The 15,877-nt window shown below is 42.1% G+C and carries 13 protein-coding genes; 6 read left to right on the top strand and 7 right to left on the bottom strand.

From position 1 onward, the window contains the following. The first annotated feature begins 7 nt into the window (after window positions 1-7). The 6 genes from AC6JAD_RS03685 to AC6JAD_RS03660 are packed head-to-tail and all read left to right on the top strand — an operon-like array spanning window position 8 to window position 6,695. Window positions 8-922 carry a dihydrodipicolinate synthase family protein gene (locus AC6JAD_RS03685; protein WP_461302497.1) on the top strand — a complete coding sequence of 305 codons (915 nt, stop codon included), beginning with the start codon at window positions 8-10 and terminating at the stop codon, window positions 920-922. After that, window positions 922-1,191 (top strand): DUF1272 domain-containing protein, encoded by a 270-nt coding sequence (locus tag AC6JAD_RS03680; protein WP_461302498.1) that lies wholly within the window; start codon window positions 922-924, stop codon window positions 1,189-1,191. Before AC6JAD_RS03685 ends, AC6JAD_RS03680 begins: the two co-directional genes overlap by 1 nt. Further along, window positions 1,188-2,708 carry an aldehyde dehydrogenase (NADP(+)) gene (locus tag AC6JAD_RS03675; RefSeq protein WP_461302499.1) on the top strand — a complete coding sequence of 507 codons (1,521 nt, stop codon included), beginning with the start codon at window positions 1,188-1,190 and terminating at the stop codon, window positions 2,706-2,708. The genes AC6JAD_RS03680 and AC6JAD_RS03675 overlap by 4 nt, the downstream gene beginning before the upstream one ends. A 5-nt stretch (window positions 2,709-2,713) precedes the next feature. After that, window positions 2,714-4,447, top strand: a complete 1,734-nt coding sequence (locus tag AC6JAD_RS03670) for a DUF885 domain-containing protein (RefSeq protein ID WP_461302500.1) — start codon at window positions 2,714-2,716, stop codon at window positions 4,445-4,447. Then, window positions 4,437-5,447, top strand: coding sequence for a 4-hydroxyproline epimerase (locus AC6JAD_RS03665; protein WP_461302501.1), 1,011 nt, complete (start codon window positions 4,437-4,439; stop codon window positions 5,445-5,447). Before AC6JAD_RS03670 ends, AC6JAD_RS03665 begins: the two co-directional genes overlap by 11 nt. Beyond that, window positions 5,448-6,695 carry an NAD(P)/FAD-dependent oxidoreductase gene (locus AC6JAD_RS03660; RefSeq protein ID WP_461302502.1) on the top strand — a complete coding sequence of 416 codons (1,248 nt, stop codon included), beginning with the start codon at window positions 5,448-5,450 and terminating at the stop codon, window positions 6,693-6,695. 6 nt (window positions 6,696-6,701) lie between these two features. On the opposite strand, the gene AC6JAD_RS03655 is transcribed toward AC6JAD_RS03660, so the two are convergent. The 7 genes from AC6JAD_RS03655 to AC6JAD_RS03625 form a co-directional block, all read right to left on the bottom strand. Beyond that, window positions 6,702-7,187, bottom strand: coding sequence for a GNAT family N-acetyltransferase (locus AC6JAD_RS03655; protein WP_461302503.1), 486 nt, complete (start codon window positions 7,185-7,187; stop codon window positions 6,702-6,704). A 20-nt stretch (window positions 7,188-7,207) separates the two neighbouring features. Next, window positions 7,208-7,639: a YybH family protein gene (locus AC6JAD_RS03650; protein WP_461302504.1), complete on the bottom strand. Its 432-nt coding sequence runs from the start codon at window positions 7,637-7,639 to the stop codon at window positions 7,208-7,210. 33 nt (window positions 7,640-7,672) lie between these two features. Then, entirely contained in the window at window positions 7,673-10,654 is a 2,982-nt protein-coding gene (locus AC6JAD_RS03645) for an aminotransferase class III-fold pyridoxal phosphate-dependent enzyme (protein WP_461302505.1), read from the bottom strand. 80 nt (window positions 10,655-10,734) lie between these two features. Next, window positions 10,735-11,616 (bottom strand): aldose 1-epimerase, encoded by an 882-nt coding sequence (locus AC6JAD_RS03640; protein ID WP_461302506.1) that lies wholly within the window; start codon window positions 11,614-11,616, stop codon window positions 10,735-10,737. 48 nt (window positions 11,617-11,664) lie between these two features. Further along, window positions 11,665-12,765 carry a DUF4407 domain-containing protein gene (locus AC6JAD_RS03635; protein WP_461302507.1) on the bottom strand — a complete coding sequence of 367 codons (1,101 nt, stop codon included), beginning with the start codon at window positions 12,763-12,765 and terminating at the stop codon, window positions 11,665-11,667. 107 nt (window positions 12,766-12,872) lie between these two features. After that, window positions 12,873-15,431 (bottom strand): M56 family metallopeptidase, encoded by a 2,559-nt coding sequence (locus AC6JAD_RS03630; RefSeq protein WP_461302508.1) that lies wholly within the window; start codon window positions 15,429-15,431, stop codon window positions 12,873-12,875. 2 nt (window positions 15,432-15,433) lie between these two features. Continuing rightward, window positions 15,434-15,799 carry a BlaI/MecI/CopY family transcriptional regulator gene (locus tag AC6JAD_RS03625; RefSeq protein ID WP_461302509.1) on the bottom strand — a complete coding sequence of 122 codons (366 nt, stop codon included), beginning with the start codon at window positions 15,797-15,799 and terminating at the stop codon, window positions 15,434-15,436. Window positions 15,800-15,877 lie beyond the last annotated feature (78 nt).

The following is a 15,877-nucleotide window of genomic DNA, read 5'->3' as shown; positions in this document are numbered from 1 at the left end:
TATCCTTATGAAATTTGAATGGAAGGGTGTTATGCCCGCAGTAACAACAAAATTTACGGAGAACGATTCCTTGGACATTCCTTTGTTTCTCCATAATATCGATGCCCAAATCGAGGCAGGGGTTCACGGAATTGTGCTGGGCGGCACCTTAGGGGAAGCAAGCACTTTGGAAGATGAAGAAAAACGTGTGCTAACACGTGAGACCGTACAAAAGGTTTCAGGAAAGGTTCCCGTAATGATGAACATTGCCGAACAAAGTACCAAAGGCGCTATAGCAGCAGCCCAAAAAGCAGAAGAGGATGGAGCCTCAGGGCTCATGATGCTTCCACCTATGCGCTACAAGGCCGGAGATCGTGAAACCGTGGAATATTTTAAGGCCGTTGCCAACAATACCTCCTTGCCCATTATGGTGTATAATAACCCGGTAGACTATAAGATTGAAGTAACTTTGTCTATGTTCGAAGAACTACTGAAATGTGATAATATAGAAGCCGTAAAGGAATCTACAAGGGACATTTCTAATGTAACACGAATTAAAAACCAATTTGGAGATCGCTTAAAAATATTGTGTGGGGTAGATACTCTCGCTTTAGAAAGCCTATTGATGGGTGCCGATGGATGGATTGCCGGTTTGGTATGTGCATTTCCAGCGGAAACAGTCGCCATTTATGAGCTGCAAAAGGCAGGACGAATAAAAGAAGCCATTGCTATTTATCGTTGGTTCCTTCCTTTGTTAGAATTGGATATTAACCCTAAATTAGTACAAAACATTAAGCTGGCCGAAGTAGCCACAGGAATAGGCTCCGAAACTGTTCGTGCCCCTAGGTTGCCACTTTTTGGAAAAGAACGTGAACATGTACTAAAAGTGATTGCGGAGGGTATGGCAACCAGACCGAAATTACCAGAATATAAAAATTTATAATGCTAGAAATAAGACCCACATGCGAGCACTGTAATAAAGCACTTCCATACGATAGTAAGGAAGCTATGATCTGTACTTTCGAGTGTACTTTTTGTTTGGATTGCGTTGAGAATGTGCTTAAAAGTGTATGCCCAAATTGTGGTGGAAACTTTGAGAAACGACCCATTAGACCCCAAAACCTTTTGGAGAAGTATCCCGTTTCGGAAAAGGTTGTTCACAAACCAGTAGATGTGGAAGCACATTTAGAAAGAATAAAAAACAAAAGATGACAGGACATAATTATATAGGTTTTCAGCTAAGAGCAGAAGGAGATAAGGTGTATCGTACCTTCAACCCTAAAACCAACCAAGACAATGCTTCCACATTTACAGAAGCTACTGATAAGGAAATTGAGGATGCCGTTCAATTGGCGTCCGAGGCGTTTCCAGTTTATAAAAATTTATCAGGAGCGAAACGAGCTGAGTTCTTACGCACCATTGCAGAGGAAATCTTGGCATTGGATGATGTGTTGGTGCAAACCTATTGCAGCGAAACGGGATTACCCGAAGGCCGCGCAAAAGGAGAACGGGGTCGAACCGTAGGACAGCTTCGAATGTTTGCCGATCTCATAGAGACAGAGGATTGGAGACAGCCTACCATAGACAATGCGATACCAGATAGACAACCTATGCCCAAACCAGATTTGCGTCAGTTTTTAATACCGTTGGGTCCCGTAGTGGTGTTTGGAGCCAGTAACTTTCCGTTGGCGTATTCCACCGCAGGAGGTGATACGGCCAGTGCGCTGGCTGCTGGATGTCCTGTAATTGTAAAATCGCATCCCATGCATGCTGGCACAGGAGAATTGGTTGCCTCGGCCATTGTCAGGGCGGCCCAAAAAACAGGAATGCCAGAAGGGGTCTTTTCAAATTTGAATAGTTCTGGAATAGAGGTTGGACAAAAATTGGTACAGCACCCAAAAGTCAAAGCCGTTGGGTTTACCGGTAGTATTCGTGGAGGACGGGCCTTATATGATCTAGCAGGACAACGCGAAGAGCCCATACCCGTATTTGCAGAAATGGGTAGTATTAACCCAGTGGTAATCACTTCTGGTGCCATAGCTGCGAGAAGTTCCGAAATTGCCTCTACCTATGCTGGTTCCATCACGCTGGGAACCGGACAATTCTGTACCAATCCAGGTCTTATTTTAGGGATAGAAGGAAAGGGATTGTCAGAGTTCATAATGGATTTAGGTGAAAAAGTGAGTCAAATTGATGCACAATGTATGCTGCATCCAAATATCCAAAAGGCATATGCCGCAAATGGGGAAGAGGTGGCCGCTCAAGAGGATACAAAACTTGTGTCTGCCTATGGCGGTTCCGTTCCAGACAATTATGCCCAATCAAAAATTGCCACTACGTCTGGCGATGCCTTCTTAAACAATAAAAAGCTGCACCAAGAAGTATTTGGGCCTTTTTCTTTGGTGGTACAATGTAAAGATGAAGCACAGCTTAAACAGGTGATTTCAAGTCTGGAAGGTCAATTAACCGGGACGATCATAGCAGAAAAAGAGGAGTATGCAGGACTTAATGGAATTGTTGAAGCTTTACAAGACCGTGTGGGGCGAATCATTTTTAATGGGGTTCCCACGGGAGTTGAGGTGTGCGATGCCATGACCCATGGAGGTCCATACCCTTCTTCTACCGATAGTCGATTTACGGCAGTGGGGAATCACAGCATAAAACGATGGGTAAGGCCATTTTCATTTCAGGACTTTCCTGAGGAGCTCCTTCCTACTTTCTTAAAATAAAACTCATGAAGCACTGTTTAAAAATTGTCTTATCACTTTTCGTTTTCTGGGGTTTCGGTGAGCATATTTCAGCCCAAAACGCTTCAGAAGAATTAGCGTCAATCATTAAAACCGTGGAAGACCATAAGGGATATGACAACAAAGCCTATCCTCTGGGACTGTTCACTAGGGAGTATTTTAAAGCAGAAGCCGATTTTGCAGAGATACAACTCAATAAGTTAATGACGATTTCAACCAATGGTCTGTCCGAAACCGAATCCATTTCCCTTGAAATGCTAAAGTTCTTACTACAGGATCAGATTGAATATTATGAGTTCGACAGATTTTTGAACCCGCTATTATCTGATTCCGGATTTCATGTTAGCTTTCCCTATATGGTAAGACCCTTAACCAATTACAACCAGGTTATTTCCTATTTGAATAAATTGAATGCCATTCCTGGGGTCGTGGACAGTTATTTACCCCTACTACGCGAAGGATTGGAAAAGGGAGTATCTCAACCGCGGGTTATTTTTAAAGGATATGAGTCTACCTACGATACTCATATTGTTAATAGTTATGAGGATAGTTTTTTTTATGGCCCGTTTAAAAACTTACCGGAATCACTTTCAGAAACCCAGAAAGATTCAATTTTAAAAGCTGCTAGAACGGTGATTTCCGAGAAAGTGATACCCCAATTTAAGAGGGTGAAAAAGTTTTTTGAAGAAGAGTATTTTCCAAAGACCAGAAAAACCATTGGAGTTTCAGAAACCCCTAATGGAAGGGAATATTACCAGAATAGGATCAATTACTATACAACAAGTACGCAATATACGGCAGATGATATCCACGCCATTGGATTGCGTGAGGTAGCCCGAATAAAGGCAGAAATGAATAAGATCATTGAAGAACTTGAATTTAAAGGAAGCTTTGCCGAATTTTTGAATTTCCTAAGAACCGATCCGCAGTTTTATGTAGATACCCCAGAAAAATTGTTAATGCATGCACGGGACATGGCAAAAAGGGCGGATGCCCAATTGCCTAAATTCTTCAAAACATTACCAAGAAAGCCATATGGTGTGGCTCCTGTGCCAGACGCTATTGCCCCAAAATATACAGGTGGGCGGTATATTGGAACCAGTAAGAACAGTACAGACCCGGGGTATTATTGGGTGAATACCTATGACCTTCCCAGCCGACCCTTATATACATTACCCGCTTTGACAGTGCACGAAGCCGTTCCCGGACATCATTTACAAGGAAGCCTGAACAATGAATTAGGAGATAGTATACCTCAGTTCAGGAAGAACACCTATTTATCCGCTTATGGCGAGGGATGGGGGTTGTATACGGAGTATTTAGCAGCAGAAATGGGCATGTATACCACACCCTATGAACGATTTGGACAGCTTACTTATGAAATGTGGAGGGCTTGCAGATTGGTGGTCGATACGGGTATTCATGCCAAGAATTGGACTAGGGAACAGGTTGTAGATTTTATGGCATCCAACACTGCACTTTCCTTACATGAAGTAAATACGGAGACCGACCGTTATATCTCTTGGCCGGGTCAAGCCCTTTCCTATAAGATTGGGGAACTAAAAATTAGGGAATTGCGACAGAAGGCGGAAACCGAATTGGGATCCAAGTTCGATATTAGGGAGTTTCACGAGGTGATTCTTGAACAAGGAACTGTGACCCTTTCTATCTTGGAGGAAAGGATGAATGCCTATATTAAAAAAACGAAGGATGGGTCGTAGTACATTTCATTGTATAGACGGTCATACCTGTGGTAATCCGGTACGGGTTGTAACCACTGGTCACCCTCCGCTCAAAGGGGATTCCATGAGTGAGAAACGCCAACATTTTTTAAAAGAGTACGATTGGATACGAAAGGGATTAATGTTCGAACCGCGGGGTCATGATATGATGAGCGGGAGTTTCTTTTTTGAACCCCAATTTCCTGAGAATGATTTTGGAATCCTTTTTATTGAAACTTCCGGGTGCCTTCCCATGTGTGGCCATGGAACGATTGGAGCTATCACTATTGCCATTGAAGAAGGACTCATTGAGCCCAAAATAGCCGGTCAGGTGAGAATGGAAACCCCTGCAGGCTTGGTCGAAATAGAATATGCTGAAAAAAACGGAAAAGTAGTCTGGGTCAAACTGAAAAATGTCACCTCTTATTTGGCGGCCGAAGGGTTGACGATTGATTGTCCAGAACTGGGGGAAATTGTATTCGATGTCGCTTATGGAGGTAATTTCTATGCCATTGTAGACCCGCAGAAGAATTTTAGGGGAGTACAGGAGTATACAGCGAGCAAACTCATTCAGTATTCTCAAGTGGTTCGAAAGCGAATCAATGAAAAGTATCCAGATTATTTTATCCATCCCGAGAATGCAACCATTCGGGATGTAAGCCATATGGAATGGACTGGAACACCTATTCACAAGACATCTTCTGGACGCAATGCTGTGTTTTATGGAGATAAGGCGATAGATCGATCCCCTTGTGGAACGGGAACATCTGCAAGGATGGCTCAATTATATGCCAAGGGAAAGCTTAAAAAAGGGGAGCCCTTCATACACGAAAGCTTTATTGGGTCTACCTTTGAAGGGCGCATAGAAGAAGAGACCGAAATTCATGGAAAAAAAGCCATTATCCCGTCCATTAAAGGATGGGCAAAAATTTATGGGCGCAATAGTATAACCATAGACCCAGAAGACGATCCGTACGCCTATGGGTTTCAAGTAATCTAGATGAGCAAAAAAATTGTCGTCATAGGAGGAGGAATCATTGGGCTTTGTACCGCTTATTACCTGCATAAAGGAGGCCATGAAGTGATTGTGGTCGATAAATCTAAAATGAATGAAGGCGCCTCCTACGTAAATGCGGGCTATATAACCCCTAGCCATATTATACCTCTCTCAGCCCCGGGAATGATTACCAAAGGATTGAAGTGGATGTTAAATCCAGCGAGTCCATTTTACATTAAACCCCGTTTGGATAAAGAATTTCTTAAATGGGGATGGGCGTTTAAAAAATCGGCGACTAAATCAAAAATGGAGCAGGCGATTCCGGTGATTAAGGATATCAATTTATTGAGTAGGGAATTGTATGAGGAAATGAAATCTACCAGTGACTTCACTTTCCATTATGAACGTAATGGTTTATTGATGCTGTGCAAGTCTGAAAAAGCACTGGAGGAGGAATGGCAGGTAGGAAATAGAGCAATTTCTGAAGGCCTTAATGTGACGCGACTCACCAAGTCGGAAACACAGCAATACGAGCCAGAAATCGATTTGGATATTGCAGGTTCGGTTTACTTCGATTGTGATGCCCATATGACGCCTTCCGAATTTATGGGCGGGATGAAGGATTATTTGAAAAAGGAAGGAGTTACTTTTTATATCCAGGAAGAAGTAAAGGATATTAATTTTTCTGAAGCCATCATATCCGGAGTGATCACTTCGAAAAGAACGATTACTTGTGATGAGGTGGTTTTGGCTGCGGGTTCTTGGAGTCCCATGTTGGTTCAAAAGCTCGGCCTAAGTATTCCCATACAAGCAGGAAAGGGATATCGCATCAATGTAAATCGCCCAACAGGAATAAGGACTCCAGCTGTTTTGGTAGAATCAAAGGTGGCCGTAACCCCAATGAATGGTTTTACCCGTTTTGCAGGAACCATGGAAATTGGAGGCATAAACCACCGTATTAATCCGGTACGTGTAGATGCCATAGCTCAATCTGCTTCCAAATACTATTCAGGATTAACAATTACACCACAGGAAAAGCAATCCGCCGCTTGCGGGCTAAGACCTTGTACACCCGATGGACTGCCATATATTGGACGTTCTTCAAAATGTAATAATCTAACAGTTGCGACAGGTCATGCCATGATGGGCTGGAGTCTAGGACCTGCCACTGGCAAATTGATTTCAGAAATTATTGATAGTAAGAAAGTATCCTTGGACCTAACGCCTTTTAATCCGGATAGAAGATTTTAGTGGGGACTAAAAATCCATGTGTTCAATATTCATACGCATATTAATCAGGTTTTTTTCAAAACCTGCTTTTTCGTAGGCTCTTATGGCAGCAGGATTTTGGTCATATACATCCAATTTAATTTCGAATACCCCTCTTTCTTTGCACCACGCCAATAATCCATTCACAATTAGTTTGTTATAACCGTTGCCCCTATGCACAGGTGGAACAAACATAAACCCTAGATATCCTTGTTTGTGATGTTTAAGATAAGGCCTGTCATCCATGATTTTCGCATAACCCGAAGCAACAATTTCCCCATCTAAATCGACCACAAGAACTTCCGACTCTGGGTTTTCAATCAATTCTTCGATGTCATAATAACTCGTCGTATCCTCCTTTATGGTGGGATCCATAGGTAACTCTGCCTGAATAAGTCCCAGTTTAAACTCCTTTAAAACATCGATATCCAAAAGTGTGGCCTTTCTTACAATAGGAATTGGTGTATTGCTCATGTAGGGAATCTAATCTTAAGTTAGCTACTCATGTCTGCTACTATTTTCCATTCGCCATTTATCTTTTTGAAAATGATCAGGAAATTGCCATTGGCATCACCCACGCTTCTTTTTAAATGATATTGGCCCATCACCCAATAACTGTGGTCTTCAATTTTAGAGATATCATCAATTACAAAGGATAAGGTTCCACTATGTTCTTTGGTAGGATACCCTTTTTTATAGTTTGCCAAGGTCTGGTCCCAACCTTTTGTGAGCCCTCGGCTACCATAGAATTTTAGAGAGTCACTTTTCCAATAGCCCTGCATAAAACCTTCCAAATCATTGTTGGACCAAGCTTCTTCCTGAACTTTCATAACCTTCAGTATGGCGGCTTTATCCTCTTTTTCGGTAGTTTGTGAGGTACATGAAAAAAGGGCGGTGAAACAGCAAAGGATAAATAATGTTCTCATGATATGGTTGTTTTGTGATTAAAATCAATAGGTCTACATAAAATCCTCCGAAAAGACTTGATGGAGTCTAAAGATAAGCTCTTTTGCGTTTTCTTTACTGAAAACCATCGGCGGTTTTATTTTGAGCACATTGTGATCTGGTCCGTCTGTACTCATTAAAATTTGCAGCTCTTTCATTCGGTTGGCAAGGTAAGATGCATGGTTTGGAAGGGGTTGTCTAGATGGATTGACCAATTCGAATCCCAAGAACAAACCTTCCCCGCGAACCTCACCAATAATGGGAAACTCCTTTTGCAGTCTCTCCAACTCAGATTTCAAATAACTCCCGGTTTCCAACGCATTCTTCTGAAGACCTTCCAATTCAATAGTTTCCAGTACTGCTCGGCCAATAGCACAACTCACGGGATTTCCTCCAAAGGTGTTAAAGAACTCCATTCCGTTGGCAAATTGCTCCGCTACTTCTTTGGTACATATTACAGCGGCCAATGGGTGCCCATTACCAGCAGGTTTTCCTATGGTTACGATATCCGGGACCACATCATGCAGCTGAAAGGCCCAAAAGGATTTGCCGACCCTTCCGAATCCTGTTTGTACTTCATCCGCAATGCAGAGACCGCCCGCATTGCGGACATGTTGGTAGACTTCTTTGAAATAGTTCTTTGGCGGAACAATCTGTCCACCACAACTTAAAATGGGTTCGCCAATAAAAGCGGCAACCTCAATATCTTTGGCAAATGAGGCATAGCGGGATCCCGAGTCTGGGCCTCTTTCAATACCGCGATATGGGTCGGGCATAGGCAGGATATGGGTATTTTTTGGCTTACCTTTTCCGCCTTTTCCATCAAATTTATAACTGCTTACGTCAATGACCGCATTGGTGTTTCCATGGTACCCAATTTCCATTGCCATCATCGTATTTCTTTGGGTTACTGTTTTGGCCATTCGTATGGCCAATTCGTTGGCTTCGCTGCCCGAATTTACAAAGTGCGCTACACATAGTTCTTCGGGAAAAGTATGTAAAAGGGCCGTTGCGTAGCGATTTATTTCCTCATGTAAATAACGGGTGTTGGTATTTAGAATTGACATTTGTCGTTGGCCCGCTTTCACCACATTTGGATGTTCATGGCCCACGTGGGCTACATTATTTACGGTATCCAAATATTTTCTTCCCATGGAATCGAGCAAATAAATGCCATCTCCCCTTACAATGTGCAGGGGTTCGGCATATGAAATACTCAATCCTTTGCCCAGATGCTCATTTCGATAGGCAATGATATCTTCAGGATCCGCTTCATACTGTGTAACAAGATTTTCGTTTTTGAATAGGAGATTGGGGTCAGGGCAAATACTTTTCCATAGCGGTAATTGGTTAGGGTAACAAACACCCGGGAAATCGATTTCATAATCAAGGAGCGTTAGCATGACTTGAAAATGAAGATGAGGTGACCAATCGCCATTTTCATTCGGAGTTCCTAGCACGCCAACTTGATCCCCTTTCAGAATGCGATCCCCAACTTTAGAGGCATTTGCGCTTGCTACGGCAAGGTGCCCGTGAAGGGTATAGAAAGCAATATTGTTTTCTTCGTGTTTCAATATAATAAGTCCTCCATATTCTTTGTATCCCTTATCATTCACAGCGACAACAACTTCCCCGTCAAATAGTGCATGCACGGGAGTCCCAGCTGGCAGCCAGAAATCGACACCTAGATGAACCGCTCTGCTCTCTGGTCCATTATTTCCTTCTTTGTCATAAGTGGAGCTAGTATAAATGGGACGGGGTTCCAAATAGCCCCCAGCTATGAGGCTGTTAGGATGATCTTGTTGCAGTTTATTTATTTTGAATTCAAACCAATCTAAATCATTGAATTCATGTCGACTGCCTATCCAGGTACTGGAAAGTTTCAGATCCAGCAAATGAACTTCTTCTTTGCCTACTGTAGGGAAAAGACAGGAAAATTCGATCTTCTGTTCCGAGGCCCATATTGCAAAATCATTTTCATTGGGATGTGCGGTGTATCCGCAAGTTAGTCTGAAGGCATGTTCGGCAAAATCGGGATGAATGGCATACCATTTTTTCAACACATCCCAGGCTGGCTTCTCGCTAATTACATGATATTTATTGGTAGGGTCTTCGGCCTTCCGGATGGCCGCCTTGGTGATCGTAGTGACAAGTCGCATAGCAACCAAAGGGTATAAACAACTAAGTTCCTCTTCCGTAATTTTATGGGAACGAACATAGCCTTTTAAAACATCCAACGAGGCTTCCAATGGATCTGGAGTGTCCATGATGGCATAGGCAAGCATAATGGCAAGATCATTAATGGTCTGTGTATATACTGCATCGCCAAAGTCGATGATACCATTAACTTTTGGGCTTTTTAAGTCGTCCGAAACCAAGATGTTATAATCGTTTACATCATTATGCACAATGCTTTTCGGAAGGTTTTCATAGTAAGGTTGTATTTCAGAATAAAGCTTTTGAAAATAGGCGATGATCCCGCGGGCTTCGTCCTTAAAAAGGTCAATGTGGTCCGAGGTCCAGGAAGCATCCGCTAGGTTCCAATGAAACGATCTGTTGGCCATAGGATGTTGGAAGCCCTGAAGCGATGCTGTTAATAGACCAGCTTTTAAACCAAGGTCATATCGCATACTTTCCCTTTTCGGATTGCACTTGGCCCAAATCCTTCCGTCTATCCAGCTAAGAACCCGTAATGCCCTGCCAGTTTCATTTTCGGAAGGAGGGCACATGAGACTCCCTTTTATTGTAGGTATTACCACGGGAAGGTCAAGGTTTAGTTCTTGTGTCTGCAAATACCGCAACAGCTCATTCTGAAATTCTAAAAAGGATAGGTCTGATTCCTTCGGCGAGATTTTGAAAATGTATTGATCGCCAGATACTGAGGTGATCTTAAAATTCTCGTCTTCATCTCCAGGAAGGGTGCTGATCTCCCCTTGAAGACCAAAATGCAAATGGGCAAGTGTTGCGACTTTTTCTAAAGCTGTTTTTGAGGACATGATTGGCTACTTGGAGTAACAATATTAAAGAAAAAGAGCGAATGTAATAGCTTATTAAAAGGTCAAAATCTGGAAACTTTTCATAGGAGAGAAAGTTCTACCGTACATTCATTTGATGTCTCCGGTTTGAGAATCATTTTGCCAATACCATTATTAAATGCATTGGCCACGCAGGTCATGGGTTCTATAGCAATAGATTTTCGATCTTCGGGTATAAACAACTGAAGGAAATCGAAACCTGGGGTTTGCATTTTCAATTGATATTCTTTTGTCTTTAAAATGACTTCAGGATGATCTAGATGGAAAGCAGTATCCAATAGAGCGTCCTTCAATGGAAGTGATTGGATGGAGACATCTTGGGCTTCTTTAGGAATCATCTTGGCATCTGTAACATAGGTAGTGTTGGATTTGAAAAACAGGATACTTTCTGTATCGTCTTTCAAATTAAAATAGGGATGCCAACCCAATCCAAACGGAAAGGATTTGGGGTCAAGATTTGTTGCTCGGAACGTAACGGACATGCCTTTGAGGGAGAATTTATATCCTACTTGCAGGCTAAATGCAAATGGAAAGTCTGTGTTAAGCGTATGTTCGTATTCCAAGGAGATTGAAGTGTCCGAAACCTCCGAAACTGTGAAGGTGCGATTACTCACACAACCATGAATTGCATTCGCATGGCTCACTTCATTCATAGGAAGGTCATAACGATGGCCCTCATGGGAAAATTTCCCGTCTTTCAATCTATTGGGGAAGGGGAACAAGATACTGCTTGCGTAGAAGGCTTTATAATGATCATAACCCTCATCGCTAATGGGAAAAGGGGAGAGGATATGTGTTTCATCGTGGATCCATTCCAATAGACTACCTCCTAAATGAGGAAAAACCCTAAAGGAAGTTGCTCCATTTTCAAAATGATAGTGAGAAAGCTTGGGGTTAACGTGGGAAATAAAATGGTGGGTCATATATGTATTTAGACCCACCAAGTAACAAAAAATTTATGAGTTGAATGGCTATAGTATACTTTGTTGCTTTTTGTAAAAGGCGTTGGCCTGTTCCTGCATTAATTGTCGGGCAATGCGTCTTTTGTATTCGTATAATTCCTTTTCCTCAGCAATGTCTGCGTACACTCTGTTGTTTACATCGCGATCGGTCTCAACCAGGATATCCCTTTGGGTTTTTTGCTGCACGGTCCATGAAGTAATGGCTCCTTCCTGTTCGGCCAATTTAAGGTCGTACGCTCCTTTTGGAGATAGTAGTTTGGCAAGTATGGGAGAAGTTTCTATGGCTAAGAACAAAAGAAAGATGAAGAAAGAGGGCAGCCAGGGTAGTTTGCCAAGGGCATTTACACGGGCCATAAGACCATCAAAGCCATCAATGACCGGCTGGGTATTGGCGACTTTTGTTTTATAGTCGGTAGTTAATTGGGCTATTTGGGCTTCAGCAGCTTCAATTTTGCCTTTATTTTCAGTTCGCAGTGCTTGTAGTGCAGCCAATTCGGAATCGTGTTTTTCCCTTTTTTCCTTGTAAACGGGTCCTTTGCCAACGATTTCCGTCCCTTTTCTTCCTTCGGCTTCAGCGATATAGGTTTCGTACAGATCATTAACCGCCGTTTCTTTAGTGATAACCTCGTTTTTCAGGTTGTCAATTTCTGTATTCAATGCTTCTATGGAAGGAGTGTATTGCAAAGCCAACTGTTCTTGGTTTTCTAGGGTCATCTGGTTCTTTTCTTCTAAAAGTACCTGATCTATTTCCTTCTCAAAAATTTTCAATTCCAAGGGTTTCGAAATAACAATGGCAATGATAATAGCCAATAAAATTCGAGGGGAAGCCTGAATGAGTTCGTCGAAAAAATTATCTCTTTTTTTGATGGTAGATACAATGAAGCGATCTAGGTTAAAGATGAGCATACCCCATATGATTCCAAAGAAAACAGAGGGCAAAAGACTATCAAAAACAGTATAGAGCGCATAGGATCCAGCAATGGTGGCCATTACCGCAGTGAAGAAAACGGTAGCGCCAATGCCTGCATATTTTGTTTGTTCCCCAGGAGAACAATCGTCTAAAATGTCGGTGTCGGCTCCTGAGCAAAAAATGAAAAATCGTTGTAACATAACTAGTTGGATGAAGGATTGATGAGTTAGTTAGAACGTAGATTATCTGAATTTGTTACATAAAAAAGCCCCCAAATTGGTTGGGGGCTTGGCTTTTTCACAAAAGTTTAGCAACCATTAAGGTGTACTTCCATAGTTCCGTCTTCATTTTGTCGCAGGTCAAGCTGCAACACTTGATCTTCCCGAATCAACTTTTTGGCTTCTTCCCCCGAAATGGATTTGCCGCTCAAAAAGAACAAGGCTCCTTCCTGCATCATTTCGGAAATAATCTTGGCAGGATCTTCAGAAGGGCCAAAGGAAGTCTTTGTGGTCTTTAGGGTGCCTTTTTGAGCCTTGCTCCAAAAATAAACCTTGGGCTTTCCATCGTCCCCTTTTACCACACTTACCCGTTCTATGGCATCTGGCTTTTTTGTAAGCTCCACCGCTTTTTCTTGGCTAATTCGCTTGTCATTGAGAAAGAAAATAGCTCCTTTAGAGATCACATCTGTAAGATCAATAAGTGGATCTTGGGCTTGCTGATTTGGATTATGCGTGTTTAAATCGGTGAGTAGCACAGCATATTCTCCATTGCTATACTCTTTATTGGTCACCTGAATCGATCGGTTATTACTCAATAACTGATTGGCCTTTGCTGCAGATATTTTTTGCCCATTTAGGTAATATGTAGGTGTTCTTTTAGTGGGCTTAGCAAGGGGTTTTCCATCCGAATCTACAGGCTCACCATTTTGATTGAAGTAGCTCGTTACTCCATTTTTTGTAGTATAGAAATAGTCCTCTCCATTTATCTCAACATTGCCGGTTTTTAGGGAAAGGTTAGACGTTTGGATATTGATATTGACGGGCTTCCCCTTAATACTATTGCTCATTGATGGATTGGGACCATGTTCGTTCCCGTCCTCTTTTACCTCTTGTTTCCTCAGATAGATGGGTTCCTTTGATATCTTTACTGTCGGTTTGCTGGAATTGTATCCGCTTGACTGGATATTTAACTGATCATTATCCTGTTTTACTAGAGAAATGGCTTTACTTGCCGTTATCTTTTTCCCTTCATAGTAGAATATGGCTCCTTTTCCCGCCATCTTCTTAACATGCTCTAATGGGCTTTCGGGTGCTGGTGGTGGCGGTGGTGGCGGAATGTCTTTAACTGGATCCGGAACCCATGTGTTGGCCTCGGGAGCGTCAATAGCATCGGGTGCAGGAGGTGGTGGCGGTGGTGGCGGGATATTTGGAAATGGTTCGGCCGAAGCACGTTGTTTTTCCGTCATTTTATCGTAGATATACTTGAGACGTTTTATCTCTTCTTTTACAATAAACATATTATCCCTTGGCATCTCATTGTATTTCTTCGCCAAACGATTGTATTCCCTAATTTCCTTGTCTGTGGCTTTTAGGTTTTGTTCGGACACCAAGGTGGTGTTGTCGCCTTCATTTATTAGAACATCTTCAACATAGGAGTTTCGGGTATCGCTATTGGGTGGGGCAAAGGGTGTGTTGCCCTTTCCACGGACTACTTCTTGATTTGGAGCAACTAGCCTATAAAAACCATAGTCCCATAAGGTATCGAATATAAACTGCACCTCTTCATTAAGAACTTCCTTCGGTTGTACTATATGAATGTTTAAGATTCTATTCCGATCGGCCGCATTTATATCTTGATGAAAACCAGCGGCAACGGAGGCCAAGGTACTTCTGGTCGCTTGTATTCCGTCTACTAGATAGGTGCCGTCATCCAGAATGGCGATTTCCATACTGCGGGCTGTTAATTTTGAAGATTCTGTGTTTTCTGCAAATACGAAGTCGTTTTCTTTCTCTACTTGTTGGGTGCTGCTAAAACCATATACTAGCAACGCCAATAAAGGGATGACTACTAGACTGCGCACCCAAGTGCCTGTCTGTGATGTGTGTTTTTTCATAACTGTAATTCGTTTTTTGATGAATGAATAATTAATGGAGTTCGCCAAAGATGGGGAACAGGCATTTGATGAGAATGCCAACAATGTATTTTGATAGTCCGAAGCGTCGATACCGGTTTTCAACACTGCGCGGTCTGCCAAAAATTCGTGATTCAATTTTATGCTACGCCTAATAAGATGAAGTAGGGGATTGAACCAGAATACGATGAGTAATAGTTCAATAAAAAGGACATCCAAACTATGTAATTCCCTTGCATGTACCTCTTCATGATCCAGAACTTCCTTAGGAATTTCATTGGCCTCAAAGGCCGTCTGATTCAAGAAAATATAACTGAAAAATGTATGGGGTGTCGTAGGTGCCTTCAATAACACCTTAAAGATATTTTTGTCTTTAAATCTGGGGTTTTTCCGAATTTTTTGAATGATGGCAAAGATGTTTTTTCCAAACCTACCTCCAAAAAAGGTCACTCCCCCTATGAAAATAACCCACAAGGCCATCATGAGATAATTGGGCTGGGTTTCTTCAATAATAGTAATAGGGATATAATCACTGGTAATAATGGGTGTAGTGAGCACTGGCTGTGCTTCTACGTATTCTGTGAATGTAATAAAGGGGATAGTGTATGATACCACCAGGATTCCCAATAAATAGAACCGCTTTAAGGTATGCATGTTTTCACGCTCTAGGAATAACTTATAAAATGCGTACAGGATGGCAAGGCAGGCAGCCGATTTCAGCAGATACATTTCCATAATCACTTCTTTTTAATTTGTTCGTCAATTAAACTACGTAGGTCTTCCAACTCCTCCTTGCTCAGGTCTGTAGTTTCCGTGAAGAACGAGGCGAATTGAGAGGCACTATCATTGAAAAAATTCTTGATAAGCCCATTTACATGACGGGAAAAATAATCCTTCTTCTTTACCAATGGAAAGTACTCCCGGGATCGGCCAAATTGTTTGTAGTCTACAAAATTCTTGTCCTGCATACGCTTTAGCAATGTGGCTATGGTGGTAGTGGCAGGCCTAGGTTCTGGATAGCTTTCAATAAGGTCTTTCATAAAGGCCCTTTTCTGTTTCCAGAGGATTTGCATGAGCTGTTCTTCGGCATTGGAAAGTTGCATGTTCTTCTACGTTTTTAGAATTTACTCTACAAATGTAGAATAAATATTTTAATTCTACAAACGTAGAGTAAAAAAATA

The organism is Aureisphaera sp. (genome assembly GCF_059726885.1).
This window is presented reverse-complemented; position numbering and strand designations above follow the sequence as displayed.